Below are 25,948 nucleotides of genomic sequence, written 5' to 3'. Positions count from 1 at the left end.
CATTTAATCAATGTTACTTATAGTGACTTCATATAAAGCTATGCTTATAGCTTATAGAATGATAGCGGTCAAAGCACAAACGGAATGCTTTTTATTTTCTTTAGGTGATAGAGGGTTTATTAACCGTCTAAACTATTCTTTTATTTTTTTCTCTAACAGACCTACAAATACCAATATTAACGCTGAAACTAAAAAAGTTAAGTGCAATAATACATACCACATCAAATCACGGTTCGATAACTGTGGAATATCCAAAAATTGCTTAAGTAATGAAATAGAGGAAATTGCCACAATTGATCCTGCAATTTTAAGCTTAACACCCGTATGTGACAAGCGTTTAATCCAAATAGGTTCACCTGATTTGTGTTCAACGTCGATTTTTGAGACAAAATTCTCATAGCCACTGATAATTACAATCACGATTAAGTTTGCCACCAAAACGGTATCACACAAAGTCAAACCAAGCACAATCAGCTCATGCGGTGCTAAGCTCTTTATCGTCATAAAAAGGTGTAAAACTTCGCTTGCCATTTGATAAACAAAAGCAAGCAAAACCAATACTAAAATAAGGTAAATTGGCGCTTGAATCCAGCGACTTGCAAAAATGGCACGCTCAAGAAAAACTTCAAGCTTACTGAGTTTATCAGCACTTCGTTTTAACATTTATTTCTCTTTTCTTTATATACTCTCTTTGTCATTAAATCATACTGCTACTTTGTGTTGATACTTTCTCAGCAGTTAACCATTTGTTGATTGCATCAACGTCTTTATAGCTCAATACCCCAGCTGTATTTTTCAAAGTCAATAAATCATTGATATAAGCATATTTTGCCTGAGCATATTGCCTTTGGGCTTGGAAGAGTTGTTGCTGTTGTTGTAACAGATCGACAATAGTGTGCGTTCCTACATCATAACCTGCTTTCATCGCTTTAACAGAAGCTTCTGCTGCAATAACTGCTTGCTTGTAGGCCTCTACTTGAGCAATGTCGGATAACACGGTTAGGTAAGCTGTTTTTAGCTTACTTTCCGTTGCACGCTGTGTTTCTTGCAAAGTATATTTGGTCGCTGTTGCTGTATATTGTTGAGATTTTAATGCCGCATAGTCACTGCCACCATTGACAAGATTCCAGCTCACCCCAACACCAGCTGCTGAAGTTGTGCTCCCTGACGTATAGTTTTTATTTTGGTAATTTAAGTTACGTGACAAAGAAGCATTTAACTCTGCCGCAGGCAAAAATGCTCCCCATAAACCACTTACACCCGCTTGAGCTGCCTCCACTAAAAATTGATTTTGTACAATATTATTATTTTGCTTTAATGCAATTTGCAGCCACTTATCCATATTGTCTGGCTGTGGTTTGTCGAATGGGAATTTGTCACTTAAATTTTCAATCGATGTCACCTGTTCACCGATAATTTGACTGATTTGCGAAAACGCTGTCGCTAAGTTGTTTTTAGCTTGCACAGTTACCGCTACTGATTGTTCATATTGTGCTTTAATTGCTTGGACATCGGTAATAGCCGATAATCCCACTTTATATTTTTCTTGCGTTTGATTGAGCAATTCTTTATTCCAAGATTCATTTGCTTGTGCATAAGCAAGGTTGTCTTCTGCTTGTAATACCGCAAAATATGCACTTGTAACAAAAATAATTAAATTTGCTTGCGCAATCACAAAAGTAATCGCATCTGCTTTAGCTTGATAACTTGCATAGTTATATCCTCCCCACGCTCCCCAATTAAAGAGTGCTTGTGTTGCTGTTAAGCTAGGCGCTTGAGTAAAATATTTGTTTTTAGCACCCGTTGACTCATCCACAGTTTGGCTGTAGTTACTCTGTGCATTATAGCTTGCGGTAATATTTGGCAATAGCTTACCTAAAGCTTGTGGTACGTTTTGCTCAGTTGATTTAAATGTCGCTTCTGCTGCTAAATATTGTGCATTATGTTGTTGTGCAAGTGCATAAATCTGTGACAAATTTTGTGGTAGAGAAGCTGTTTTTTCTACATCAGCATCCATCGTGTCTATCTTAGCTAACGCTAATCCAGTCATTAATAATCCACTTAATAGTATTGTAATTCTTTTCATCCGCTAACCTATCGTGATCCATTATTAAAATTTAAATACTGCTTTTTTTGCTTGCATTTTCTTATCTACATTTTCATAAACATCAAACGTTGATGTTTGATGATATGAACCATCTACGTTTTTATGAATCAAAACCGCCTTAGCATAGCCACCTTTGGCTAAAAAGTATAGCATTCGCCCATTTCCTGCTAAGTATTTTAGATAATTCTCAGGCGATACAGTAAGATATTTATGCACCACTATAACATCAAATTTTACATCCAATCCAACAAGTTCAGTCAATGTTTTAGCATCTTTTGTCACACCAAGGTGATATTTTGCATTGTATACCCCAATCGTCTTTAAAGCATTTTTAACGTGATTTAACATATCTTCGTGTTCACTTACCACATCGATAAGCTTAGTGAGTTTAGCCAATAAAGCGGTTAAATAGCCACAACCACAACCTAGTTCCAAAGCCCTTTCATGCCTTTTAGGGGCAAGTTGTTGCAACATCTTAATTACCGTTTGAGGCGTAAGCTCTTTTTGACCGTGATTAAGCAAAATTTCGACCTCAGAATAAGCCAATTCTTTAAAACTTTTTGGTACAAATATTTCTCTTGGCGTATCGATAATTGTGCTCAATAAATCCCCATATGGCACACCCAAGGGACGGATTTGCTGTTTTATCATGTTTTCTTTTGCAAGCTCAATATTCATATTAGAGACCTTTATTGCCACTATGTCGCATCTATTGTTTAGGATACCGTTTACACGCGCCTAGTAGCTTAACGTAGCTTTTTTTCCTGCGGCTTATTCTAAACTTATCGCATTGGATATTCAAACAATGTCGGCAGTGTTTTATAAAATAACGAATGAAAGTAGTATGAATCTGAGTTATACTTTTATATAACAAAAAAACTTGGAGAATAAATACAATGTCATCACTATCACTTAGACAATCAGGTGGTGCGAGTATTGTGAGCATCCCTAAAAAAATACTTCAAATTCTCAACTTGCATACGGGTGATAAGCTTGATATCCATGTTGAAGATAATAAAATCATTTTGATACCTAAAAAAGAAGAATTAAGTCTAGAAAAAATGCTTGCTGAAAGCCCAAAAGATAGTTTTAAGCTTCTTGACGAAGATAAAGAGTGGGTTCAAGCCAAGCCAAAAGGAAAAGAGATTTGAAAAAATATATTCCAGACCAAGGAGATATTATCTGGCTTGATTTTGATCCAAGCCTTGGTCGTGAAATAATGAAACGCAGACCAGCACTTGTTTTAACAAAAGCTGTTTTTAACGATCACACGGGGTTTACCTTTGTTGCTCCAATTACAAGTGTGCAACGGAGCAATAAATTTGAAGTTACACTTCCCGGAAAATGTAAAACAAAAGGCAGTATTTTAACATTTCAGATTCGCTCAATGGATTTTAAATCAAGAAATGCTGAAAAAATAGAAACGTGCCCCAAAACATGCCTTGATGAGGTCCTCAAAATTTCTAAGGTAATATTGTCGTAATACCCCTTAATCTAACAATAGTAAACTCTCTATCTGAATCATCGCTGCTTAAAGGGTTAGACTCGGTGCAGAGGAAGTAATACAGGATGTGTTAAACACTCGCTGAAGCAATAATCCCTACCCAACTCAAAATACAAAAAACAATGATCGTGGAATCAGCGAGAAACGTATGATGGAGGTTTTAAATGAGCAATAAATACATTGGTCAAAGCATTAATTCTCATATTGAGGAGAAAATGGATAGTCAAGAATTTGAGACTTATTACACACTAAGGTAAGAGTTTAATTTAATCATCACGCCTATCCTCTAGTAATAGACGCTTAATATGGGTTTCTCTTGCGGTTGAAATCGCTTTGCGTAGACTCTCTTCTAAGATTTCTTTAGGTGGTAATTCTGTTAGGTATTGAGCAACATGAATGCCGGTTTTATCCATTTCAAGATATTCAATATCATCATGATCTTTGCCTGCACATAAAATAATGCCCATAGGCTTTTCTTCGTAGTCAAGACGTTCATTTTTATCCAGCCAGTTCAAATACCATTCCATCTGCCCTTTATAAGCTGGATCAAAATCACCGAGTTTAAGATCGATGGCAATAAGGCGGCGCAGTCGACGATTAAAAAATAATAAATCCAGATACCGATCCTTTTTGCCAGTACTCATACGTTTTTGTCTAGAAACAAAGCAAAAATCAGTTCCAATCTCTTGCAGGAATTCAGTGATATTTTGCAAAATCAAATCTTCGAGTTCTTGCTCTGAAGCATAAGAATGAGCACCAATGAAATCCAAAAAGTAAGGTTCTTTAAATGTCATCTCTGGCGTCATTTCATCGTTATTTTTAAGTTGGCTAATTTGAGCTTTAATTACCCCCTCTGGTTGCTTGCTTAAACCAACACGCTCATAAAGCATTCCATTAATCTGCTTTTGCAATGCTCGAACGCTCCATTTCTGTACACGGCACATTTCAGCAAAAAAGTCTCGTTTTAAGTAATCATCAATACCGCAAATAAGCACAAAGTGAGACCAGGATAATTGTCGCGACAGCGTTGAGACAATCTTGCGATCAGGATATAACTTAGCAAATTTGATCATACGAAATAAGTTTGCTCGACTATAACCTTTACCATACTTCACTTTAAGTTGGTCGGCTAAAGAACTTACTACCATTTCACCATAGTCAGCTCGATCGGACTGTAGTAAACGATCATTGATGCGCTCGCCAATCAGCCAGCAAAGTAGCACTTGAGCTGAATTATACTCTCTGGCAACATGATTACGAGCTTCTTCAATAAGTTTGGTAACGTCATGAAATAAATCAATTGTGCCTTCTGATGAAAGCATATCAGATTTTGAAGCATTTATTTCTGTTGGTATTTTATCTGTCATGTCAGCTGTCCTTTATAAAGTTCCTATAATGACCAATATCGGTAAATACGCGGTTCATTTTAGGTAAATCAGGTGGCTTATGCTAAATAATGCTGTTAAATGTTTATAGTTGTGTAAAAAGTATGCAAAACAAATCACTAGTGTGCATTTATCGATCATATTCCCCTTCTTTAAATACAAAAAACGTCATAAACATAATTACAAAATCAAATGCGGATTCTTGGGTCCACGAACATACCAGGCAAAGGTGTACCTTGTTGTTGGAGAAGTAGCGACTTCATAACTACCCTTATTGTGTACTCGTGTACTGCCATTCATGATATCAACAAGCCACGCCTGATTACTGTTTTGCGAATTTGCTGTACTTGTCCAATAATAAGCATCCCCTGGAATGTCATAAAAAAATCCTTGACCCAATAACCAATCTCTTGGTGTACCAGCGCTTCCATAATTCACTAAACTTAACATTTCACCTAAGTCAGGTAAACGCCAATCAGTATAACCACATGTTTTGGCACCTGTAGCAGCGTTCGTTAAATGATGCCAAGTATGTCCACCATTTCTAGCATTATGTTGCCACATCAACCCCGTTAAGTTATCTATTTTTGCGTCAGCACAACGTGTACTATCTGCCTTAACTGCATCTTCAAATCTGGGATTTGGCCATCCTCCAAAACCCATACCACCTGGCTTGACATCTTGAACGATAGCCGCCGCAAAGCTATACTCACCAATGCCTAAGGTCATGGACAAGGTCATAACAATCCCGATTTTTTTTATTATTTTGTGCTGAATGCTTTTCATCGCATATTCCTTAAAAACTCTATCGATTTTTGTACCTATTTATTCTGTTTCAATTTTTACTTACAAAGCAATTAAAATAAATCATCAAATGACTCAATGACCGTTGTTAATCAACGAATAATCACTACATAAGCTCGTCCATTGCGCTTAGGAGCGAAAAAAGTGCCACCCTCTCCCATATCCACGAGCCAGGCTTGATCTTTGTCAGGTCCATATTCCGTACTTGTCCAATAACCAGCAGTATCTTGAAAGTTATTAAACCCATTGGCATTTAACCATATGTTTGGCTCTTGAGCGCCATAATTCACTAGGCTTCGAAGCTCATTAATATTGGGCACGCGCCAGTCCGTATAACCACACGCAGAAATAGGATGATCCTTTGCAAAGTTCGCTGCAAAATTCATTGCACCCTGCCAATTTGTGCGACCCTCATAAGCATTCTTTCGCCATGTCAAACCCGTTAATTTATCACGTAGTAAACTAGAGCAAGGCACACCATCTGCTCCAATTGCCTCTACAAACCTAGGGGTTGGCCATTGTCCATCACCGCGAAATGCTGCATCATCCGCTTGGATCACAACATCATAAGCGAAGCTTTGACTTGCCACTCCCAAGAAAATAAGCAGGGTTGAAAGCAAGCCAATTTTTTTTATTATTCTATGCTGAATGTTTTTCATATTATATTCCTAGCATTTATTAATTTTTATTAAGCCTTAACAAGTATTACGTAAGCAGAATCAGTTTTTAGCTTCTCAACTACTTTACCATTCGTCATATCAACTGCCCACACATAAGTATTTGAGAGCGCAACAGGGCTACTTGTCCAATAAGTCCCAACCAAACCACTGCCCCCGACATCAGTTAACCATACAAAAGGAGTTCCCGCATAACCAAAGTTCCCTAAACTTTGTAGCTCATTTACGGTAGGTAACCGCAAACCTGTCATCGCACCACAATTATTCTCAGTACTAATACTACTAATATTATTGCTCTCCTGCCACATAATCGACCTAAAACTCACGTGCCACGTTAAACCTGTTAAGTTATCATACCATCTATATACAGGGATTCCTCCAGAGCCCATCATAGTACAGAAACCCAAGTATTTAATCCTTCCCTCAGGCCATTGATGATTCGGGAAAGTAGCTGCATCTGGTTGAGGCGCAATTGGGGAGGTTTTAGATTTAGCCGTGGTGACTGTACTAGTCGTCTTTTTATACCTACCACCTAGACCCAAATTATATTTTACTAAAAAGCCGACATTCTGCACACCCGGGGTGGATGGCGTAAATACACCACTTACCTCACAAGATTGATTGAAGTTTAATACCATATTATCTTCACATGTTCCATTGCCAGAATTTAATTGTACAGTCCCATTATCAGTATGCTGCCCTGTTATACTTAAAGCTGATACAGGTGCACCAACTGCAAAAGATACACCAGAGTTAGTAACAACATACCTAAAAGGATAGCTCTCACCCACAACCGTTTGCTCTGGAATTGGCGTTACTGTCGTAACTGTAACCGGAGGGCGCTCTTCACGAACAGCCATCACATAAGATCTATTGCTCTTAGCGGCTACACTTAATTGACCGTTAGTCATATCTATCCACCACACTTTAGTATTGTCAGGACCATATTCCGTAGTTGTCCAATACTCACTTTGAATATTATTAAACCCATTGGCATTTAACCATGATGCGGGGGTTCCTGGATGACCATAATTCACCAAACTACGCAGTTCATTTAGATTAGGTTGACGCCAGTCAGTATAACCACACGTGGATCCTTCACTTGTCCCAGTAGGCCAAGTTGCATTCCATGATGTCGAGCCATTGCGACCATCTTTTCTCCACATCAATCCTGTTAATTTATCATATACCGCATCATTACAAGCTTGACCAATACTGTTAGTCGCCTCTTCAAATCGTCTAGCCGGCCATTGCTGACTGGATGAAGTGACACTGCCTGATACAGGGGCAACTGGGGTGGTTAAACCGTAGACAGCACTTAGATCAAGTGAAGAAACAAACTTTCTACCCATACCTTGATTGTATCCCAATCTAAAACGTGTCATCGCTGTACGTAAATTTCGTGGTGTGAATACACCAGTTACTTCACAATATCCACCTATAGCCATCTCCCCTCTACAGCCATGTGAAACAGTATTAGTAACAGCGCCCGAACTACCATCATACTCTACGTGGACTCCTTTTATAGCAACCTTTGAGGTATTTTTAAATTCATAAGTAAAAGGATAGCTAACACCCTTCATCATAACGCTTGGAAGCGCTACTACCTTGGTGATATTAATTGTGACTTTCTCAACATCATAAGTCACCACAGCGGTTCTTTTCCTACCAACTCCATCAGTCACTTCCACATTAAATGTGTAGCGATTATTACCAGTTGCATTATATGTAGGTGCCTTAAATGTCGCATTTTGGGCGTTCTGATTTGTAATGCTAACCCCATCTGTTGTCGTCCACTTGTATTGATACGGTGCAGTACCATTACTTGCGCTTGCACTCAACGCTTGTTCCATTTCTTCCTGTACAAAACCATTAGTACCTGCACTTACCTGCAAGCGGTTGTTATCTGGCGTTACTATGTAAGTTACATTTGCACTCTTTTGTCTACCTACCGCATCTGTTACCGTCACCGTAAAGGTGTAGTCTTCATTGGGAGCTGTAAGGATAGGCACTGTAAACATCGCAAAGAACGCTCGATTTGCATTTGTAATAGTAATACCTTGATTGTTTGTCCAAAGATAGCTATACGGCGCAGTACCGCTTCCACTCACCGTTGCAGCCAAATTCTTCGTACTTCCTTCTATTGCATTATCACCAAAACCTGCATCTACCGTCAAAAGGTTGTGATCTGGCTTGATAGTCATTCGCTTCACAGCCAAAGATGTTCTTACACCTGCATTATCCGTTGCGTCTACTACAACATTTATATTGCTTATATTTTGATCTAAAGTCATGCGTGGAGCTTTTATAGTAATGTCCTTTTTATTCTTATCTCCCACAACACTCCAGGTACTTGGTAAGTTCCAGTCATATCCATCCACTTGAATCTCTCTACCAGCAGGAAGATTTGTTACATTCGCGGTTAATGTCACCGTGTTATTTTCAATCACCTCAGCCGCGCCACTAATCGCTACACTGCCTTTTAAGTTCGTATCATGCTTAACCGTTACACCATGCGCTACTGAGCTATCCGTTGTAATATTCGCATCATCCGTCGCAGTCACACTAAACGATCCCGCTGTAAGAGTCGCACTCCAGTTCGGCGCTTTTACTGTAAGCGTCGCTTGATTGCTTGCGCCTACCACGCTCCAACCCGCTGGTACAGTCCAGCTATATCCATCCGCTTTCGGTAAACGTGCAGGTGAATCACTCGGGGCACTATAGCTTGCGCTCAATGTCACTTCGTTATTCTCTGTAACCTCAGTATCTCCACTAATCGCTACACTGCCTTTAAGATTTGGATCCACAAGTACTTCTACTATTGTCTCTAGCGCTTGCTGTTCATTATCCAAAGTTGCTAAAAGCTTAACATTATATTGATTGTTCTCTCTTGGGTTAAAAGCTGGTGCAGTCAAGTTAATGCTTGCTTGATTTGTTGCATCTGGGTTAAACACCCCCACCTCTCCTGACCAAACATAATCTATTGCATGACTATCCATATTTCTAGATACAAATTCTTTTGCTTGTAATAGATGCTCTTTACGCTCTGTTATCTCCAACGACGCAGGCAATAATACCGAAAATGCATTCGAAGAAACAACTTCCTGATGGTGTCTTTTCAATTTCAACACATTTTCTGTTGTTGAAATAGTAAAGTTTTGACTCATAATTTTTTGTTCTTCTTCCTTATTCTTCCAGCGAGAAATAAAATGATTATTCCCACTACTTTCAGTTGCACTGTAATATAGCCCATCTGACATAGGCACAATGTATCTTATATAGCTACTCAATGGGATAGGCTTAACTTGACCTTGTTTCTTTTGCATCAAAACGTATTGATTGTCTTTCAGCCAGCCATAGGCATAAACAGCATCTCCTTCAATACTTGCATCTACTTGTGATACATATCCTCCTTCCTTATAAAATGTATCGTCCATCACCACCGTTTGCGCTTTCACAGTATTATTGGCATCCAAAGGATAAGGAAGCTCGATCAATCCAGAATGCTCACCAAAAATACTGGCTGCATAATAAGTATCCTTCGTGTGAGCAACATCAAATATCGGTCCGCTCTGCATAATAACCGGAAGCGGAGGAATCATTACACCACTTTTACTACTGTCTTTATCAACCTTTAAAACCAGTATATTTGATGTCTGATTGTTATAGATAAGATCCGTACCAACAATATGAAACTCATTTGCTTCAATTCCTTTAATACGATTGATATATCCTGAAAAGCTGGCAATTAGCTCAACGTTTCGAGTCTGCAAATTAATCTGCCAGAAATTGTTTTGCTCCTCAAACGGGTTAAAAGATACTGCCACTAAAACATCATCTGCTGCACCCTTTTCAATATGCTGAATAAAACTATTGTCTGGAATATGGATAAACTCAGTTATCGTATTATCCTTATAGCGATACAACACACCCGGAACATCTGTTGCAATATATAGCTCATCTTCTTTTGCCACAATATCTTGTACTTTCTGAATTTTCACAGGATATTGATTTTCATCAATCCTTATAAATTCTCCATATTTATTGACATCATAAACAACAACTGCCTTACCATAGATATACAATAACTGCTCTGATTGTAAGAAATAGTACTTACCTCTACCATTTTCACTGTCATACTCTAATGTTGCTTCAGTGTTGACATCTGACTTTCTAAGCTCAACTGTACATAAGCTTGTTTGAGACACTGTTACCTTAACACTATCATCTTGTTTTATAAGACCACAATTTTGAGCCGTGATAAAATCAAGATTATTACCAATTAATGTGACATCAACATTCTTACTGTCATTATTAAAAATCTCCAGTTTATAATCATTTTCAGACAGCTTTACAGGTGCATAGACATGCAACTTCTGATTCCCTTGAATCACCTTGATATCTACACTTTGCGTTTTCGGAAGTCTTATATCATCTTTTATCTTCAACGCATAATTGCCTGTACGCAAGTTATTAACATCAGGAGTATATTTTAGTTGTAAATTACAACTTCCACCTGCTGCCAAGTAAGATAGATCACGACAATTATCAAGAACTGTATTATCCCACATTGCATGAGGTGCTAATCCACCAAGCTCAAATTTATCCTGTGAAATTGACCAGTTAAATGCCGATTGATTGGTAACCTTTATTGTATAAAGTTGTCCAGCTTCGCGTAATACTTCATCTGCTGCTTCAACTTTTAAACTAATCGGTTGAACAGTAACTTTACTTTTATATTCCACATCGTGCCCATCACGACGCAATGTAACTGTCAAGTCCCCCGCTCCATAAGCATCATCTGCTACTGAAAAAGTAAAATTATATAATGTGGACTCTAATGGGTCGCCTTCATTGAAGGGCTTATCAGCTAACGCTACACCCTCACCTTCAAAGTCAAAACTTATTTTCACCACTTCAAAACCTGGTTGCAAAACTTCAAAAGCAAGCTTACTTTGCCCAGGTTTGGTAATTTCAAGGTGATTAACACGCGTTGCTAGCCAATCATGCGGCAAATAATTCACTTTGAAATTCTCACGCAAGTTTGCTGCCATAATATCTAATGAAGGAGACAGACCAAAAGGTAACTCCAGTTGTCCATCAAATCGTAATTTACTTAATTCACCGGCTTTTAATTCAACTGCCCTATGTAACACTAATTTAGTTTTTTTATCCAGAACGCGCACATTGTTTAATTTATTCCCCGCATTGTATAGCAAAACGGATCTATCACTATGACCATATATACCATTTAGGACAGGATCAAGATAATTGACTATCATAGCACTGCTACCAAGCTTAGGTGAAAATGGCTCTACCACCTCTATCTTAAATGATTGCTCTGCTGTCTTGCCATCACGCGTGGTCACCTGTAAGTTAATCGAATGAACACCGAGCTTTTGACTGTTAATCTGAATAGGTAAATTACAACTACCATTGCGCTCAACATACTGCCTTTCCTTGTTAACACAGGATGAATCATTAACCAAGTCCCAAGCTATTCTGACTCCTTCGCCTTCCAGTTTAATCTTATCCTTATCAATCATAAGACGCTGACTGTCACTCTTGGTTGCAATCGTAAATTGATCACGATTTGTTTCATAACCTATCTCAACAATACCAATCGCTTCACTATCTTGTTTTATCACATCTGGCAAAGCTATACCTTGCTTTATTTTAATTGCAGATACATCCTCACTGCCGCCACCGCTACCACCGCAGCCTGATAAAAGAAAAACCCACCCCAATAAATATGCAAAATACTTTTTTATAACCATTTCCATAATCCATGTTAAAATTTAATCCAGCGATAGTATAAATTAATTTTATACACCTTAGTAACCGTAATAATTTAACTAAAATTACTGGTTTCTATTTGCTCTCCTTTTACAAGCCATAACAGCCTTTGCACTAAATTTACTATCAACAAGTCATTAAAACGGGTCATTCTAACGGTTTTGTTGGCTAACGTGGTTAACGGTGTGAGACAAGAGGTTTTGATTTCAATAGGGATTAACAAGGTAGTTGAAAACAAGAGTAAAATATAACGAAAATTGACTTGTAACGACTCTCAATATTGATGGGCTAACTTTTGTATAAGGTAACAAAAGCAGGATGAATGACAAGTGAATAAAGTGTATCGTTAATTTTTGTACTTTTTGCATAATTTAGCACATCTCTATCAAATTCAGCTATGCCATTGTTAAGCAACTGTTGGTACATGTCATAATTAAAGCTATCTTCAACGATAGAAAAGCGACAAATTTGATACATTTCTTCCAAGGTTTCTGTATTATAAAATGCTTTATCAATTGTAACCTGATAGGGGATCTCATATTTGTGTGCAATATTTTTCAATAATTTATAGCATTTGTAATACGGGTTATAGCTGATACATTTATCATAATGCACACCTTGGTCAGAGGGTACTACAAACATCAATCTACCTTTTTCTTCAAGTTGATCATAGGCTTTTAAAACAAACCTTTCCCATTCTTGCTCTGCAACGTGGTACATAACGTGAGAACATAAAATAAAGTTATACTTGTGTGACAGAAAAGTGTTTTGAAAGATATCGTTGATGACAGTCAATTGGGGAAAATTTTGTAGTATTTTTGTATAGTTAGAGTTAGGTTCAATCGCTGTATTATTTTGAAATTGTGAAATAAAATGCTGAGTTATTTTGCCTTCTCCTGCACCAATATCAAGAAAATACTGCTTTTCAATATAGGGCAAAATAGTGTTTTGGATATGGGTTATAATTTGCTTGGAGTTGTCATGTTTTTGCAAGATTTTATAAATTTCGGCATATTGTTTAGGTGTGTGAATCGTGGCCATTTAGTCACTCCATCTGTATTTTTAATTTTTATAAAATTGTATAACATATTCTTATAATTTTATCTTTAAAAATACGTATAATCTACAAACATATACATAAAGCACAGACAGCTTCTGAAAACATGCTATTGCATATTCTCAGAAACGCTGTACTTTGTCGACCCCCATCGCAAAAACAACATTTACTAGCATCTGCTATTGGGTCTATGATAGCAAAACATAAATATAATGTAATACCAAAATATTGGGGGATATCGGGGGATATTGGTGGATATTAGTAAAAATCGCGCAATACTCAGATTTGACATCCTCCCTCCCTAAAGGAAGGGGATTCCTGCTGATAAAAAATCCATATAAAGTATCGCTTAGTGCGTTTTGAGTAGCCGATTAACAAGATATGTCACAACCCCAAAAGCAAAGCAAATAATCGCGATATACAGGAAAGTGCGACTATAAGCTTGATTACTCAGCAAGAGATTTGTTTGCTTATCATCAGTAATAGTAAGTATTGAGAGCTTCCCTGAAATAGCAACACCTAAACCACTTGAAAACTCCCAAGCACCAAGTGCAAATCCCCTGTTTTTTTCTGTGATATATTCTCCAGCGGCAGCACTGCCATTTGGATGAATAAGAATTTCTCCAAAACCCAAGAAAAAGAAAAATATAATGATCCAGAAAAATGCAACCTGTGCGCCTGAGGCTGATAAGCCAATCGAGATAGGAATGGTGATACCTGCTATAGCAGTGACAACAAGTCCAATAAAAAATTTCAAATCAAAGGCATTGTGCTTGATATTGCGATACCATAGCGTACTGACCGCAATGGCACAGATAAACATACTGATATACCAAAAAGTAATAACAGAACCAGCTGGATAAATAATTCCAAAAATATAACGATTAAGGTTATATTGAGAGAATAAGGTAATGTTAGTTTGCGACAGTGTGGCAATGCTCCAGTAAGTCACACAGATTAAACATAAAATTACAAACTTAAGAATCCCCTTTGTTTGATTGGCATTATCGGCAGTTTTGGCAAGATATAAAAAGTAAAAAAATAGTGCAATTGCAGCAATGTAAATAACCATCGCAGCAGTGTTTGGTCTTTGAATAAGGTAATGAACAGCCGCAAAGGTAAGGATAAGTATACAAACGCTATAGCCGATTTTAGCTAAAGAAAACTGATAGGACGAGCGTGGGTAAATTCGGTGAAATAAAATAAACAAAACTAAAGCGATGACATTATAAATTCCACCAATATAAAAAGCGGTATGATAACCAAAATGATCCGCAATAAATCCAGAGCTAAAAGTTGAAATCATCCCTCCTGTTGCAAGGCTGATGTAGGCAACGGTAAAATAATATGATCGCTTACTATTGTGTTCAGGAAAGCAGCTATGCAAAAGCTTCCAGATGCTAGGTAAGTAAAAAGCCCCACCAATGGCAATACAGCTTAAACTCACAACAAGCATATTGGTGCCCATGCTCGCTAAAGTGAAAAAACCAACGATACTAAAAAGTTGTCCAATAATAAGTGTACGTTTGGCATCTAAAAACTTGTCAGCAACCATCCCAGAGATAAGCGGTAAGCAGTAAAATAGCGAGAATAAAGCAGTGTTAAGCATATATGCCTCTGCCTCACTGACATTAAGTGATAAAGTTAAATACAAAACAGTTAAGCTAAACATCACTCCTGTACTCATAGTTTGAAAGAGAGTTATGAAGAAAGTGAGTGTGACCGGTTTATTTTTGATCAGCATATAAAAGTTCCTTATTTTTGTTAACCCGAGATTTATCTTATAAGGAATATAAAGCAGAGTCCCTAAAAAAAATAATGTTTATGTTAAAGTAATGTTAAAGTTATTTACAAAATATTTTATCCCAATTTATTAGAAGCGACATGATAATCTGGATCCTCTAAAACATTAGCTTCAACCATATTACCTGCTTTTCCTAAAAGGAGTTTACACTCAGGACTAAAGTGTCGAAGATGCAAGTTTTTACCTAGTTTGGCGGCATACTTCATTCAGAGTAAGAAACTTCTTACAATTAACGCATAAGCTTAGCGTAGCGGCGCATATAGCTGTACAAACCTTGCTGTTTAAACCAATTTTCAATATTACCTAAAAAGCCGTTTCGATACAACTCACGAATATTTTTCATGTGCGTTCTAACCGTCTCAATCGAACAATTTAAAATACGTGCACTGACCACAGCACTATAGCCCTCAAAATGTAATGCTAAGCACTTGAGTTGCTGTTTGGTTAAGCACAGTCCTTTTTCATGCACGAAGGCATACAACTTGGTCAACAAGGTGTAACAGCGATTATTTGATTCAGATAAAGCTAACATAATTTTAGTGGCTGTATTATTGTCCGTTAATTGATTGAGCATACCATTCACATCTGGAGTTAATGAATATTCTCGAATCTTGCCTTCTTGCCAACGAAGTGCAATCGTTGCATTAAAAATAAAATCTTTACCTGTGGCTTCCACTCCGCAAAATTCACCAATGTGTTGACAGCGCTCCGAAAATGTAATGATAGTAGTATCAGCACAATGCATTTGTTCGGAGAATTTAATCGATTTAACATCTATTGATTGGAAGAAAAAATTCAAATCCATTGCAATTTCTTCTTGACCAAAGGCAATGCCATAGTCGGTTAACGCCAAACAATTTGGCAACAAAAATTCAGCTAGTGCTGAATTGTCTTGGTCCATCAACACCGCTTCCAGATAATCTTTGCTTTTTTTAATTTCAACATTGTTACCCATCCTGATTCACATCCTTATTTTGATCAGCAAATTAATGGATCAATACTAATTTAAATAATATCAAAATCAAACATTTGATTTTCAAAAGGCTCATCAGATAAGCGAAAATGCCACCATTCAGTGTCTATTGGCTCAAAACCTGCATCTATCATCATGCCTTGCAAAAGTTTACGATTACCTTGCACAACTTTAGAAACACACAAGTTATGTGGATGTGACAATGGATCCATAAAATCAAAGCACGTTCCCATATCAAGCTCTTTACCACTTTTGTCTATTAATGTTAAATCGACTGTGCTACCACTACAATGGTTTGAGGTTTTATTGAAATAGCCTTTGGCAAATAACTCACCCTTAGACAAATTAGGATAATATTGTGCTTTAGTACCATTATCACTTAAATTCTGAGACCAGTGCCAAAAATCGATTACCGCTTTTTTAGGGCGATAGGCATCCCAAATTAATAAACTATATCCTAAGCGTTTAGCTGAAGCCGTGACTTTTTGCAGTGCACTAAAGCAACTTTTCGTCATCATACACTTATTTGCATAATAACCGCTAATTTTGCGTCCAACAATATTCCCATTATGACTATATTTAATATCCCAATAAATGGAATCTGTTGCTGTTAGCGTGATAAATTCATTTAGCATAATTAAAATGGGATCTCGTCATCATCAAAATCATTTAATTGATTGATATCTGGTGGCGTTTGATTCTGAGCTGCCTGTTGGTTATATGCAGGTGCTGCTGGTTGCGCTGATGGCTGAGCAAATTGTGCTTGAGACTGCTGTGGTTGAGCAGGTGCTGAATCTTGAATTTGACCATCTCCACGACCACCAATTAATTGTATTTCAGTTGCAACAATTTCAGTTGTATAACGATCTTGACCATTTTGATCTTGCCACTTGTTAGTGCGAATTCGACCTTCAATATAAATGATTGAGCCTTTTTGTGTATACTGCGAAATTACTTCTGCTTGCTTACCAAATACAACAACACGATGCCATTCAGTGTTTTCAATAAACTGACCTGTTTGGCGATCCTTATAGCCATCATTTGTTGCTAAGCGTAAATTTGCAACCGACATCCCACTTGGCATATAACGAATTTCTGGGTCCGCTCCTAAACGCCCTAATAATATTACTTTATTGATTGTACCTTTAGCCATATTTCACCTTTAGGTTTAATTAAATTCATCCACGGCATGTTATCATATGCCTATATTTTAATATACCCAACTTGAACCATTTTCAAGACTTTCTAGTTTTGAACTTTAGCTGCCACAATGATACATGAACCCATTTCGAGAAAGGACACAAAAAACTTGATATTGATTACTGACTTGCTCATTTGTCTGTTGGGCTTGAAGATCCTTTTAATATCATTCAGAATTTAGATCAAGTTTTGGCAGTTGCAACATACAAACAAAAGGTTTAAAGACATGACTCAATATCGCTGTAGCAGTTTCCCACCTGAAATCGTCGTTTTAAAGTTTGGCAGCTCTATTTTAAAATCACTTGACTGTTTTTGTAATGCAGTAACAGAAATTAAACGTTTTCTCGATAGAAAATATAAAGTTATTGCCGTTGTTTCTGCTATCGGCAATACCACTGACAACCTGATTAGATCCGAGCAAACTTTTGTATGCACAAAAACTCAAGTAAGTACCAAAGCACATGCTCTTTTGCTCTCAACTGGAGAATTGCAATCTGTTGCTTATCTGACTCAGAAACTTCAACAACAAACAATTCCAGCAGATTTCATTACTAACCCTATTATCGCTGAAGGTGACTACAACGATGCCACACCAAAGTTCATAAATTCCAAAGCATTCAACACACTTTTGGCTTTACAACAAGTCATTGTCGTTCCTGGTTTTATTGCAAATAACGATAAAAACGAACCATGTTTACTGGGTCGCGGCGGCTCTGATTTAAGCGCACTTTTTATTGCTCATAAGCTTAAAGCTAAATGTTGTATTTTATTAAAAGATGTCGATGGAGTATATGATCTTGATCCTAATAAACATCCTAAGGCAATACGTTTTGAAAGTCTTACTTATGATTGTGCAAAAGATAAAGCTACTCAAGTCATTCAAACGCAAGCAATCCTATGGGCAAAAGCACATTGTCTGACCTTTCAGATTGGTAAACTCAACAGTGATAATTACACAAGTGTCGGCACTTTGCATACGCAGTTTGCAGATAGACCGCAACCAAACACCTTGCTCGACATCTTGATATTACAGCAGGCATCATGCTAATAAGCTCGGTTTATTAGCATTCGTTTCAAGATTTTGCAGACTCTCTTAACACATCGACGCTTTTTAGATAAAGCGTTTTAATACCTACTACCTTATAAATACTCTCACAACATTAACGATCAGAGTCGTTGTAGTAAGCATTAACACCTTTCAAGATTTTAAGTGCTTTTAAACGTGCTTCCGCTTCAGCTAGCATTTGACGTGCCTCCTCCACTTCAAGCTTATCCATATCTTTGGCTTTATTTAATACTTCTTGTGCTTGTTGACGTGCTTTCTCAGCAGCTGCTTCATTTAAATCTTTAGCACGCTCCATCACATCAGCAAGAATGATGACCTGGTGAGGCTGAACTTCAAGCACACCACCAGAAATGTAAAGTGTGTCTCTTTCATCATTTTCACGTTCAATGCGGACGACACCTGGTGGTAGAGTCGACAAAAGCTGAGTATGTCCATAAGCAATACCCATTTCACCCTCTGAACCACGTAAGCTAACCATTTTAGCCTCGGCTTTATAAACAGAGCCTTCTTGACTAACCACATTAACATGGATGAGTTTATTATTCATAGCATCCACCTTTAGATAGATTTAGCTTTTTCAATCGCTTCTTCAATCGTACCAACCATATAGAAAGCTTGTTCAGGCAAATGATCATATTCACCATCCACAATCGCTTTAAAGCTTGCAATTGTGTCCTTTAATGGTACGTATTTACCGGGATTCCCAGTAAAGACTTCTGCCACATGAAAAGGCTGGGATAGAAAGCGCTGAATCTTACGCGCACGCGTCACAACAAGCTTATCATCTTCTGAAAGCTCATCCATACCAAGAATTGCAATAATATCCTTTAACTCTTTATAACGCTGCAACGTTTGTTGTACTTTACGTGCAACATCATAGTGTTCTTGACCAACTACAAGCGGATCAAGCTGACGTGAAGTTGAATCAAGTGGATCAACCGCAGGATAAATACCTAACTCTGCAATTTGACGAGATAATACAATTGTTGCATCCAAATGTGAAAAGGTTGTTGCAGGTGATGGATCTGTTAAGTCGTCTGCTGGTACATATACTGCTTGCACAGAAGTAATTGAGCCTGTTTTAGTCGATGTAATGCGCTCTTGAAGCACCCCCATTTCATAAGCTAACGTTGGCTGATAACCCACTGCCGAAGGCATACGACCTAATAGTGCTGATACTTCCGTACCTGCTAACGTATAGCGGTAGATATTATCGATAAACATCAGTACATCACGATTTTCATCACGGAAATTCTCAGCGATTGTCAATCCTGTCAACGCTACGCGTAAACGGTTCCCTGGAGGCTCATTCATCTGACCATATACGAGAGATACCTTATCCAACACGTTAGAATCTTTCATTTCATGATAAAAGTCATTGCCCTCACGCGTACGCTCACCCACACCAGCAAACACAGAAAAACCACTATGCTCTTTTGCAATATTGTTAATAAGTTCCATCATCGTCACGGTTTTACCGACACCCGCACCACCGAACAAACCAACTTTACCACCTTTAGCAAATGGACAAATCAGATCGATGACTTTAATACCCGTTTCTAAAATCTCTGCGCTTAATGCTTGATCTTCAAAAGCTGGTGCTTTTTTGTGAATCGGATGTTTTTCATCACACTGAATTGGACCACATTCATCAATTGGATTACCCAATACATCCATAATGCGACCCAATGTACCATGACCGACAGGCACAGAAATCGGAGCATTGGTGTTTTTTACTTCTAATCCACGCTTTAAGCCATCAGATGAGCCCATAGCGATACAGCGTACCACACCATCACCAATTTCTTGCTGAACTTCTAACGTTAAATCTGTTTGTTTAACAATTAGCGCATCATAAACTTTTGGTACATTATCACGTGGGAACGTAACATCGATCACCGCACCAATAATCTGGCTAATTTTGCCCATACTCATTTTTATGTCCTCTTTTACATTCTCAATACTTTTACCCATCACTATACAGCTGCCGCACCTGAAACAATTTCTGCCAATTCTTGAGTAATCATTGCTTGACGTGCTTTATTATATTGAAGCTTCAATGAGTCAATAATCTCACCAGCATTATCAGTAGCGTTCTTCATTGCAAGCATCCTTGCTGCTTGCTCACAAGCCAAATTCTCAACTACACCACGATAGACTTGTGATTCAATATAGCGCACCAAAAGCACATCTAACACATATTTAGCGTCTGGTTCATATAAGTAATCCCAATGACCTGAAACAGATCCTTCATCTACTTGTGATACTTTTTCAGGTTTTACAATAGGCAACAATTGGTTGCGAGTAGGTTTTTGCTTAATTGTGTTGACAAACTTATTACTAAATAACAACAAACTATCAATTTTATTTTCATCAAATGCTTTAATCATAACAGATACTGCACCCGTGATAGATGCGAATGTATCGCCACCGTGAAAATTAGCGACAGACACAACATTTACGCCTTTCAAGCGTTTAAAAAAACTCTCTGCTTTTAACCCAATTAAACAAAGATCCATTTCAATTTTTTGTTGTTGATAGTGTTTAATTGATTTTAGGACTTCTTTAAATAAATTGATATTTAGCCCACCGCACAATCCACGATCAGTCGCAATAATCACCATACCAACACGTTTAACTTCACGCGTTTGAAAATATGGATGCATATATTCCATACTCGCACGAACAACATGATGAATAATATTTAAAGCATAATGAGCATAAGGGCGAGCATGCTCCATACGATCACGTGCTTTACGCATTTTACTGGCAGCAACAAGTTCCATTGCACGGGTAATCTTTTGGGTATTCTTAACGCTATTGATTTTGGTGCGTATTTCACGACTACCAGACATGACACTCTCCTATTACCAAGACTGCGTTTGCTTACACTCTGTGATCACTTTTTCAAGTTGAGCAGCAATCTCATCATTGTAATTACAATGGGTATTAATTTCATCCATTAAAGGCTTATACTGGCTTTCAGCAAACGCATGTAAAACTGCTTCAAATGAACCCACTTTATTCAATTCAAGCTCATCCAAATGACCTTTTTCAGCTGCATATAAGGACAATGCCATTTTAGCAATGCTAAGCGGGGAAAACTGCTTTTGCTTCATCAACTCCATTACTCGCTGACCACGTTTTAACTGTGCACGCGTGGCATCATCCAGATCAGATGCAAATTGCGAAAAGGCCTCAAGTTCACGGTATTGAGCCAATGCCAAACGTACACCACCACCTAATTTCTTAATAATTTTTGTTTGCGCTGAACCTCCAACACGAGACACTGAATTTCCAGCATTAATTGCAGGACGCATACCCGCATTGAATAAGTCGGTTTCCAAAAAGATCTGACCATCAGTAATTGAGATGACGTTAGTAGGGACAAATGCAGAAATATCACCTGCTTGAGTTTCAATAATTGGCAATGCCGTCAATGAACCCGTTTTACCGTGTACCTCATCATTTGTTGCTTTTCTAACGTATTCAGCATTAACGCGCGCTGCACGCTCCAATAGACGTGAATGTAGATAGAATACATCCCCTGGATAAGCTTCGCGTCCAGGTGGACGACGCAATAACAATGAAATTTGACGATATGCCCAAGCTTGTTTGGTTAAATCATCATAAATAATAAGCGCATCTTCACCACGATCACGGAAATACTCTCCCATTGCGCATCCTGCATATGGTGCTAAATATTGAAGTGCTGCTGAATCTGCAGCATTAGCAGCAACAACAATCGTATGTGCTAGTGCCTCATGCTCTTCTAGTTTACGCACAACATCTGCAACAGAAGAGGCTTTTTGACCAATCGCTACATAAACGCATTTAACGCCTGTACTTTTTTGATTAATGATAGTATCAATTGCAACAGCTGTTTTACCTGTTTGTCTATCTCCAATAATAAGTTCACGCTGACCACGCCCAATTGGTACCATTGCATCAATCGCTTTAATACCTGTTTGCACTGGTTGATCAACTGATTGACGCCAAATCACACCAGGAGCAACTTTTTCAACAGGTGAAGTGGCTGTTGTTTTGATATCACCTTTACCATCAATTGGGTTGCCAAGCGCGTCCACTACACGTCCTAAGAGTGCTTCACCGACTGGGACCTCTAAAATACGACCTGTACAATACGCTTTTTGCCCTTCTTGAATATGTTCATAGTCACCAAGCACAACAGCACCAACTGAGTCTTGCTCCAGGTTAAGCGCCAAACCATAAACACTTCCTGGTAACTCTATCATTTCGCCTGCGGCAACTTCATTTAAACCATGAATGCGAATAATGCCATCTGAAACAGAGACAATTGTTCCTTCTGTTTTTGTCTGTGGAGCATTGTTAAATTTCGCAATTCGTTCTTTTATTAATTCACTAATTTCTGCTGGAGTAAGTTGCATACACTATCTTCCTATTAATCTTTTATTAAGCTTGTAGTTCATACTTCAGCTTTTGCAGTTTGCCTTTAATCGAACCATCGATCACTTGATCGCCAATTACAATTATGGCGCCACCAATCAAGCTTGAGTCAACTGCCATTTCTACCTCAATTGCACACTGATATTTTTGCTCAAGCCTCTTTTTTAGTTTCTCTATTTCCACTTCTAAGACTGGAAACGCAGTCGTAAACTTTGCTTTCTTTGCCTTTTCATCTTCTGCTTTATATAACAAAAACAAATTATAGATGGTTGGAATAATCGCCAAACGATTATGTTCAGCAGCGATCATAACAAAATTTTTACCATGCTCGTCTAACCCACTTGCAAGAACATCCAATATCAGCGTTGAAACTTCTTTTTGAGAGTAGGCAGGATTATCCAGTAGCAATACAATCTCATCATTCACTATGCACTCAGACAAGTTCAAGAGCATGCTGTTCCACTTTGCAAGTGAATTATGCGCCTTAGCATATTCATATGCAGCTTGCGCGTAAGGTCTTGCAATAGGGATTAAGTCTGCCATTTGTCACCTCTTAATTGTTTAAAGCTCTGCCGCCATCTCTTCCAATAAGTGATTATTGGCGACCATATCAATGTTCTTACCAATGAGTTTTTCAGCACCTGCAACAGCGATGCCAACAACTTCTTTACGGAGCTTTTGCTTCATTGCACGCATATGAGCCTCTGCTTCATCATGTGCTGCTTTGCGAATACGTTCAGCATCAAACCTTGCTGTTTCTTTTGCTTCTTCATCAATTTTTATCGCACGCATATTTGCTTGCTCAATAATTTTCGTTGCTTGTGCTTTCGCTTCTTTAACCAACTCATTTGCTTTTCTACGAGCAACTTCTAGCTCTTTTTCAGCACGATCAACTGAAGCCAAACCGTCAGCAATTTTTGCTCTACGATCATCCATCGCTTTTTTAAGCGGTGGCCAAACGAATTTCATTGTAAAGCTGACAAAGATGATAAAAGTAATCATCTGCCCAATTAGAGTAATATTTATATCCATGAGTTCTCCTTTGTGGATATGTTCAGGACCTATTTTGAATTAAGCACCTAATGCTTTTGCCGCAGCTTCTGCCAAACCATTTATTGCCAATGGATTTGCATAAAGTACCAAGAAACCAATAGCAATTGAAATTGCAGCAAACGCATCCACAAAAGCGGCCACAATAAACATACGACCCAACAACATACCACTTAGCTCAGGCTGACGCGCAACACCTTCTAAAAACTTCCCTCCAAGCATACCAAAACCAATTGCAGTTCCAAATGCTGGAATTGCGATCATCATTGCTACTGCAATAAGCGCTAAACCATTCAACTGACCAAGTACTTGTAGTGACATTTCCATTTTTTTCTCCTCTATTTTTTTATGTTTGAATGTGAAGTGGGTTTAAACAAACGCTTTGTCTTTAATGCTTGTCTTGCGCCATATTCAAATAGACGACGGTTAACATCATAAAAACAAATGCCTGAATAAAAATGATTAAAATATGAAATATTGCCCATATACCGCCCAGCGTCCACTGAATCCACCATGGCAGTAATGCAATTAGGATAAATATTAATTCTCCGGCAAAAAGGTTACCGTATAATCGCAACGAAAGCGAAAGCGGCTTTACAAACTCATCAATTATTCTTAGTGCAACATTGACTGGGAACAGCCAAATACCAAAAGGAGCAGTAAAAATTTCCTTTACAACCCCTAAACCACCTTTTGACTTGAAATTAAAAACAATAATCAAAAGAAAGACGGTAATTGACAATCCAAAGGTTAAGTTAGGATCTGTTGTAGGAACAAGTCTAAAATAAGCATCGTAATGACCAGTAAACAAGCTGATAACTGATCCAGCCAAGTCTACAGGAATTAGATCCATGAAATTCATTAATAACACCCAAACAAAGATAGTAATCGCAAGTGGTGTTACAAAACTACGCTTATGATGATAATTTTCAGCAACCGAATTATCAATCCATTCGCAAAAAAGCTCAATAAAATTCTGAAAGGCACCAGGCACATCAGAAGTTGCTTTCCTTGCTGTAAGGTACATCAAAGCCAAAAAAATAATGCCCAACACAATACTAATAAGTAAAGTATCTAAATTAAGCGTCCAAAAAGAACCCTTACCCAGACTTAACTGCCAATTCTGCAAATGATGCTGCACATATTCTGAAGAAGTTAAAGATTCTCCTGCCATATTCTCTTCTCTTACTCTTTCGTTTTTAAGTTATTAAGGTGGGTTAATTTCATAAAAAGTGGCATAACCCACATCGCCAGCTGTAATACCAAAAGTCCTACAATATATGGCAAAAACTTTGGCTGGACATAAATAGCAATCAATATCGTGCCCACTGCCACCATCATCAGTTTGGCAAACTCACATGCATATAAAATGCAAACCTCCTTAAATGGATGGTATTGCGCCTTGCGTAAAAAAAGACGCAAGAGAAAGATAACGTTCGCAAAAAACATCAAAAGCGAGCCTAATAAAAAACCAAAGGCATAGCTCTTACCCCACAAAAAACACATTAAGCTCCCAACAATCACCAATAAGATCTGGAAAGCAAAAAAGTGTCTTTTGTAAAGTTTTCTATTTGCAAGCATATTTTGTTTCTATCCCTTAATTTTACGCCATGAAGTATATAGAGCGACAGCCGAAGGTGCAAGCGAAAAAATATTCTTTTAACGCAACCGCTCTCTTGGACTACTGTCATTCTGATCAGTTTTTTTCTCATCCCTCACACCATCATCTTCCTCCTTGATAAAATCAGCATCTTCTTTGCGTGCTTTTTCAATCAATTCATTCATTTTGTTACCATAAATCAATGAATCGTCATAGAAAAAGCATAGCGCAGGTGCTACGCGTAAGTGTAACTCTTTAGCCAAACTTGTGCGAAAAAAACCTGTTGCTGATTTAAATGCCTTAACGATATCTTCAGGTTTTACTTCTTTATTTAAAGATGAGAAAAAAACCTTGGCATAAGATAAGTCTTTGGAAACGTCAACAGCTGTTATTGAAACCCATTTTAAACGAGGATCTCTAACTTTTGTCACCAAAAGAGAAACAATAATTTTTTGAATTTCATCAGCGACACGTGCCACACGCGAACTACTTGCCAT

25 protein-coding genes are annotated in these 25,948 nt (G+C 37.9%); 3 read left to right on the top strand and 22 right to left on the bottom strand.

Annotation, left to right across the window (positions count from 1 at the left end; genetic code table 11):
* Positions 1–132 precede the first annotated feature (132 nt).
* Genes M1V25_RS04335 through M1V25_RS04325 form a run of 3 tightly spaced genes read right to left on the bottom strand, consistent with a single transcriptional unit; the run spans position 133 to position 2,785 of the window.
* Positions 133–663: a TIGR00645 family protein gene (locus M1V25_RS04335; protein ID WP_116963618.1), complete on the bottom strand. Its 531-nt coding sequence runs from the start codon at positions 661–663 to the stop codon at positions 133–135.
* 34 nt (positions 664–697) lie between these two features.
* Complete coding sequence (locus M1V25_RS04330; protein ID WP_116963617.1) at positions 698–2,086, bottom strand: TolC family outer membrane protein; 1,389 nt, start codon at positions 2,084–2,086, stop codon at positions 698–700.
* 24 nt (positions 2,087–2,110) lie between these two features.
* The gene (locus M1V25_RS04325) at positions 2,111–2,785 is read right to left on the bottom strand and encodes a protein-L-isoaspartate O-methyltransferase family protein (protein WP_116963616.1); all 675 of its coding nucleotides are present in this window, start codon (positions 2,783–2,785) and stop codon (positions 2,111–2,113) included.
* Between the two features lie 218 nt (positions 2,786–3,003).
* On the opposite strand from M1V25_RS04325, the gene M1V25_RS04320 reads away from it, so the two are divergent.
* Both M1V25_RS04320 and M1V25_RS04315 read left to right on the top strand, forming a co-directional pair.
* Positions 3,004–3,258, top strand: a complete 255-nt coding sequence (locus tag M1V25_RS04320) for an AbrB/MazE/SpoVT family DNA-binding domain-containing protein (RefSeq protein WP_116963615.1) — start codon at positions 3,004–3,006, stop codon at positions 3,256–3,258.
* Positions 3,255–3,590 carry a type II toxin-antitoxin system PemK/MazF family toxin gene (locus M1V25_RS04315; protein ID WP_498842534.1) on the top strand — a complete coding sequence of 112 codons (336 nt, stop codon included), beginning with the start codon at positions 3,255–3,257 and terminating at the stop codon, positions 3,588–3,590. The genes M1V25_RS04320 and M1V25_RS04315 overlap by 4 nt, the downstream gene beginning before the upstream one ends.
* 287 nt (positions 3,591–3,877) lie before the next feature.
* Here the strand turns inward: M1V25_RS04315 and M1V25_RS04310 are convergent, their stop codons facing one another.
* The 9 genes from M1V25_RS04310 to ssb form a co-directional block, all read right to left on the bottom strand.
* Positions 3,878–4,978: a PDDEXK nuclease domain-containing protein gene (locus tag M1V25_RS04310; RefSeq protein WP_239986740.1), complete on the bottom strand. Its 1,101-nt coding sequence runs from the start codon at positions 4,976–4,978 to the stop codon at positions 3,878–3,880.
* Positions 4,979–5,176: 198 nt separating this feature from the next.
* The gene (locus M1V25_RS04305) at positions 5,177–5,782 is read right to left on the bottom strand and encodes an Lcl C-terminal domain-containing protein (RefSeq protein ID WP_116963613.1); all 606 of its coding nucleotides are present in this window, start codon (positions 5,780–5,782) and stop codon (positions 5,177–5,179) included.
* A gap of 110 nt (positions 5,783–5,892) precedes the next feature.
* Positions 5,893–6,459: an Lcl C-terminal domain-containing protein gene (locus M1V25_RS04300; RefSeq protein WP_116963612.1), complete on the bottom strand. Its 567-nt coding sequence runs from the start codon at positions 6,457–6,459 to the stop codon at positions 5,893–5,895.
* Between the two features lie 29 nt (positions 6,460–6,488).
* Positions 6,489–12,254, bottom strand: a complete 5,766-nt coding sequence (locus M1V25_RS04295; protein ID WP_498842533.1) for an Lcl C-terminal domain-containing protein — start codon at positions 12,252–12,254, stop codon at positions 6,489–6,491.
* 307 nt (positions 12,255–12,561) lie between these two features.
* Positions 12,562–13,314: a class I SAM-dependent methyltransferase gene (locus M1V25_RS04290; RefSeq protein WP_116963610.1), complete on the bottom strand. Its 753-nt coding sequence runs from the start codon at positions 13,312–13,314 to the stop codon at positions 12,562–12,564.
* Between the two features lie 365 nt (positions 13,315–13,679).
* Positions 13,680–15,074: an MFS transporter gene (locus M1V25_RS04285; protein WP_116963609.1), complete on the bottom strand. Its 1,395-nt coding sequence runs from the start codon at positions 15,072–15,074 to the stop codon at positions 13,680–13,682.
* 289 nt (positions 15,075–15,363) lie between these two features.
* Positions 15,364–16,089 (bottom strand): ester cyclase, encoded by a 726-nt coding sequence (locus M1V25_RS04280; RefSeq protein ID WP_498842532.1) that lies wholly within the window; start codon positions 16,087–16,089, stop codon positions 15,364–15,366.
* 50 nt (positions 16,090–16,139) lie between these two features.
* A complete protein-coding gene (locus M1V25_RS04275; RefSeq protein ID WP_498842531.1) occupies positions 16,140–16,742 on the bottom strand; it encodes a M15 family metallopeptidase in 603 nt (200 codons plus the stop codon).
* A gap of 2 nt (positions 16,743–16,744) precedes the next feature.
* Entirely contained in the window at positions 16,745–17,260 is a 516-nt protein-coding gene (gene ssb / locus M1V25_RS04270; protein ID WP_116963606.1) for a single-stranded DNA-binding protein, read from the bottom strand.
* 273 nt (positions 17,261–17,533) lie between these two features.
* On the opposite strand from ssb, the gene M1V25_RS04265 reads away from it, so the two are divergent.
* Positions 17,534–18,355, top strand: coding sequence for an amino acid kinase family protein (locus M1V25_RS04265; RefSeq protein ID WP_116963605.1), 822 nt, complete (start codon positions 17,534–17,536; stop codon positions 18,353–18,355).
* Positions 18,356–18,467: 112 nt separating this feature from the next.
* On the opposite strand, the gene M1V25_RS04260 is transcribed toward M1V25_RS04265, so the two are convergent.
* The 10 genes from M1V25_RS04260 to rbfA form a co-directional block, all read right to left on the bottom strand.
* Positions 18,468–18,920: a F0F1 ATP synthase subunit epsilon gene (locus M1V25_RS04260; protein WP_116963604.1), complete on the bottom strand. Its 453-nt coding sequence runs from the start codon at positions 18,918–18,920 to the stop codon at positions 18,468–18,470.
* Positions 18,921–18,931: 11 nt separating this feature from the next.
* Complete coding sequence (atpD, locus tag M1V25_RS04255; protein WP_498842540.1) at positions 18,932–20,308, bottom strand: F0F1 ATP synthase subunit beta; 1,377 nt, start codon at positions 20,306–20,308, stop codon at positions 18,932–18,934.
* 41 nt (positions 20,309–20,349) lie between these two features.
* On the bottom strand, positions 20,350–21,228 hold the full coding sequence (gene atpG, locus M1V25_RS04250) for a F0F1 ATP synthase subunit gamma (RefSeq protein ID WP_498842530.1): 879 nt from the start codon (positions 21,226–21,228) through the stop codon (positions 20,350–20,352).
* A gap of 12 nt (positions 21,229–21,240) precedes the next feature.
* Positions 21,241–22,782, bottom strand: a complete 1,542-nt coding sequence (gene atpA / locus M1V25_RS04245) for a F0F1 ATP synthase subunit alpha (protein WP_116963602.1) — start codon at positions 22,780–22,782, stop codon at positions 21,241–21,243.
* Between the two features lie 25 nt (positions 22,783–22,807).
* Positions 22,808–23,344, bottom strand: coding sequence for a F0F1 ATP synthase subunit delta (locus M1V25_RS04240; RefSeq protein ID WP_116963601.1), 537 nt, complete (start codon positions 23,342–23,344; stop codon positions 22,808–22,810).
* Between the two features lie 18 nt (positions 23,345–23,362).
* Entirely contained in the window at positions 23,363–23,833 is a 471-nt protein-coding gene (locus M1V25_RS04235) for a F0F1 ATP synthase subunit B (protein ID WP_116963600.1), read from the bottom strand.
* A 39-nt stretch (positions 23,834–23,872) separates the two neighbouring features.
* Positions 23,873–24,178, bottom strand: coding sequence for a F0F1 ATP synthase subunit B (locus tag M1V25_RS04230; protein WP_116963599.1), 306 nt, complete (start codon positions 24,176–24,178; stop codon positions 23,873–23,875).
* A gap of 61 nt (positions 24,179–24,239) precedes the next feature.
* Positions 24,240–25,025: a F0F1 ATP synthase subunit A gene (gene atpB / locus M1V25_RS04225; RefSeq protein WP_116963598.1), complete on the bottom strand. Its 786-nt coding sequence runs from the start codon at positions 25,023–25,025 to the stop codon at positions 24,240–24,242.
* A gap of 11 nt (positions 25,026–25,036) precedes the next feature.
* Positions 25,037–25,432, bottom strand: coding sequence for an ATP synthase subunit I (locus M1V25_RS04220; RefSeq protein ID WP_116963597.1), 396 nt, complete (start codon positions 25,430–25,432; stop codon positions 25,037–25,039).
* Between the two features lie 78 nt (positions 25,433–25,510).
* A complete protein-coding gene (gene rbfA, locus M1V25_RS04215) occupies positions 25,511–25,948 on the bottom strand; it encodes a 30S ribosome-binding factor RbfA (protein WP_116963596.1) in 438 nt (145 codons plus the stop codon).

Source organism: Candidatus Nebulibacter yamunensis (genome assembly GCF_024208055.1).
GTDB classification, from domain to species: Bacteria; Pseudomonadota; Gammaproteobacteria; order Francisellales; family Francisellaceae; genus Caedibacter; species Caedibacter lacustris.
Note: the sequence above shows the minus strand (reverse complement) of the source record. Positions and strands in the feature narration are given on the sequence as shown.

What these genes read in the sequence shown, in the direction of transcription:
- rbfA (WP_116963596.1), bottom strand. Translation starts at nt 25,948, where the DNA reads ATGGCAAGTAGTTCGCGTGTGGCACGTGTCGCTGATGAAATTCAAAAA.
- M1V25_RS04240 (WP_116963601.1), bottom strand. Translation starts at nt 23,344, where the DNA reads ATGGCAGACTTAATCCCTATTGCAAGACCTTACGCGCAAGCTGCATAT.
- M1V25_RS04300 (WP_116963612.1), bottom strand. Translation starts at nt 6,459, where the DNA reads ATGAAAAACATTCAGCATAGAATAATAAAAAAAATTGGCTTGCTTTCA.
- M1V25_RS04235 (WP_116963600.1), bottom strand. Translation starts at nt 23,833, where the DNA reads ATGGATATAAATATTACTCTAATTGGGCAGATGATTACTTTTATCATC.
- M1V25_RS04305 (WP_116963613.1), bottom strand. Translation starts at nt 5,782, where the DNA reads ATGAAAAGCATTCAGCACAAAATAATAAAAAAAATCGGGATTGTTATG.
- M1V25_RS04230 (WP_116963599.1), bottom strand. Translation starts at nt 24,178, where the DNA reads ATGGAAATGTCACTACAAGTACTTGGTCAGTTGAATGGTTTAGCGCTT.
- M1V25_RS04285 (WP_116963609.1), bottom strand. Translation starts at nt 15,074, where the DNA reads ATGCTGATCAAAAATAAACCGGTCACACTCACTTTCTTCATAACTCTC.
- M1V25_RS04290 (WP_116963610.1), bottom strand. Translation starts at nt 13,314, where the DNA reads ATGGCCACGATTCACACACCTAAACAATATGCCGAAATTTATAAAATC.
- M1V25_RS04280 (WP_498842532.1), bottom strand. Translation starts at nt 16,089, where the DNA reads ATGGGTAACAATGTTGAAATTAAAAAAAGCAAAGATTATCTGGAAGCG.
- atpG (WP_498842530.1), bottom strand. Translation starts at nt 21,228, where the DNA reads ATGTCTGGTAGTCGTGAAATACGCACCAAAATCAATAGCGTTAAGAAT.
- M1V25_RS04275 (WP_498842531.1), bottom strand. Translation starts at nt 16,742, where the DNA reads ATGCTAAATGAATTTATCACGCTAACAGCAACAGATTCCATTTATTGG.
- atpA (WP_116963602.1), bottom strand. Translation starts at nt 22,782, where the DNA reads ATGCAACTTACTCCAGCAGAAATTAGTGAATTAATAAAAGAACGAATT.
- M1V25_RS04310 (WP_239986740.1), bottom strand. Translation starts at nt 4,978, where the DNA reads ATGACAGATAAAATACCAACAGAAATAAATGCTTCAAAATCTGATATG.
- M1V25_RS04265 (WP_116963605.1), top strand. Translation starts at nt 17,534, where the DNA reads ATGACTCAATATCGCTGTAGCAGTTTCCCACCTGAAATCGTCGTTTTA.
- M1V25_RS04295 (WP_498842533.1), bottom strand. Translation starts at nt 12,254, where the DNA reads ATGGTTATAAAAAAGTATTTTGCATATTTATTGGGGTGGGTTTTTCTT.
- M1V25_RS04335 (WP_116963618.1), bottom strand. Translation starts at nt 663, where the DNA reads ATGTTAAAACGAAGTGCTGATAAACTCAGTAAGCTTGAAGTTTTTCTT.
- M1V25_RS04325 (WP_116963616.1), bottom strand. Translation starts at nt 2,785, where the DNA reads ATGAATATTGAGCTTGCAAAAGAAAACATGATAAAACAGCAAATCCGT.
- atpB (WP_116963598.1), bottom strand. Translation starts at nt 25,025, where the DNA reads ATGGCAGGAGAATCTTTAACTTCTTCAGAATATGTGCAGCATCATTTG.
- atpD (WP_498842540.1), bottom strand. Translation starts at nt 20,308, where the DNA reads ATGAGTATGGGCAAAATTAGCCAGATTATTGGTGCGGTGATCGATGTT.
- M1V25_RS04320 (WP_116963615.1), top strand. Translation starts at nt 3,004, where the DNA reads ATGTCATCACTATCACTTAGACAATCAGGTGGTGCGAGTATTGTGAGC.
- M1V25_RS04260 (WP_116963604.1), bottom strand. Translation starts at nt 18,920, where the DNA reads ATGAATAATAAACTCATCCATGTTAATGTGGTTAGTCAAGAAGGCTCT.
- M1V25_RS04330 (WP_116963617.1), bottom strand. Translation starts at nt 2,086, where the DNA reads ATGAAAAGAATTACAATACTATTAAGTGGATTATTAATGACTGGATTA.
- ssb (WP_116963606.1), bottom strand. Translation starts at nt 17,260, where the DNA reads ATGGCTAAAGGTACAATCAATAAAGTAATATTATTAGGGCGTTTAGGA.
- M1V25_RS04220 (WP_116963597.1), bottom strand. Translation starts at nt 25,432, where the DNA reads ATGCTTGCAAATAGAAAACTTTACAAAAGACACTTTTTTGCTTTCCAG.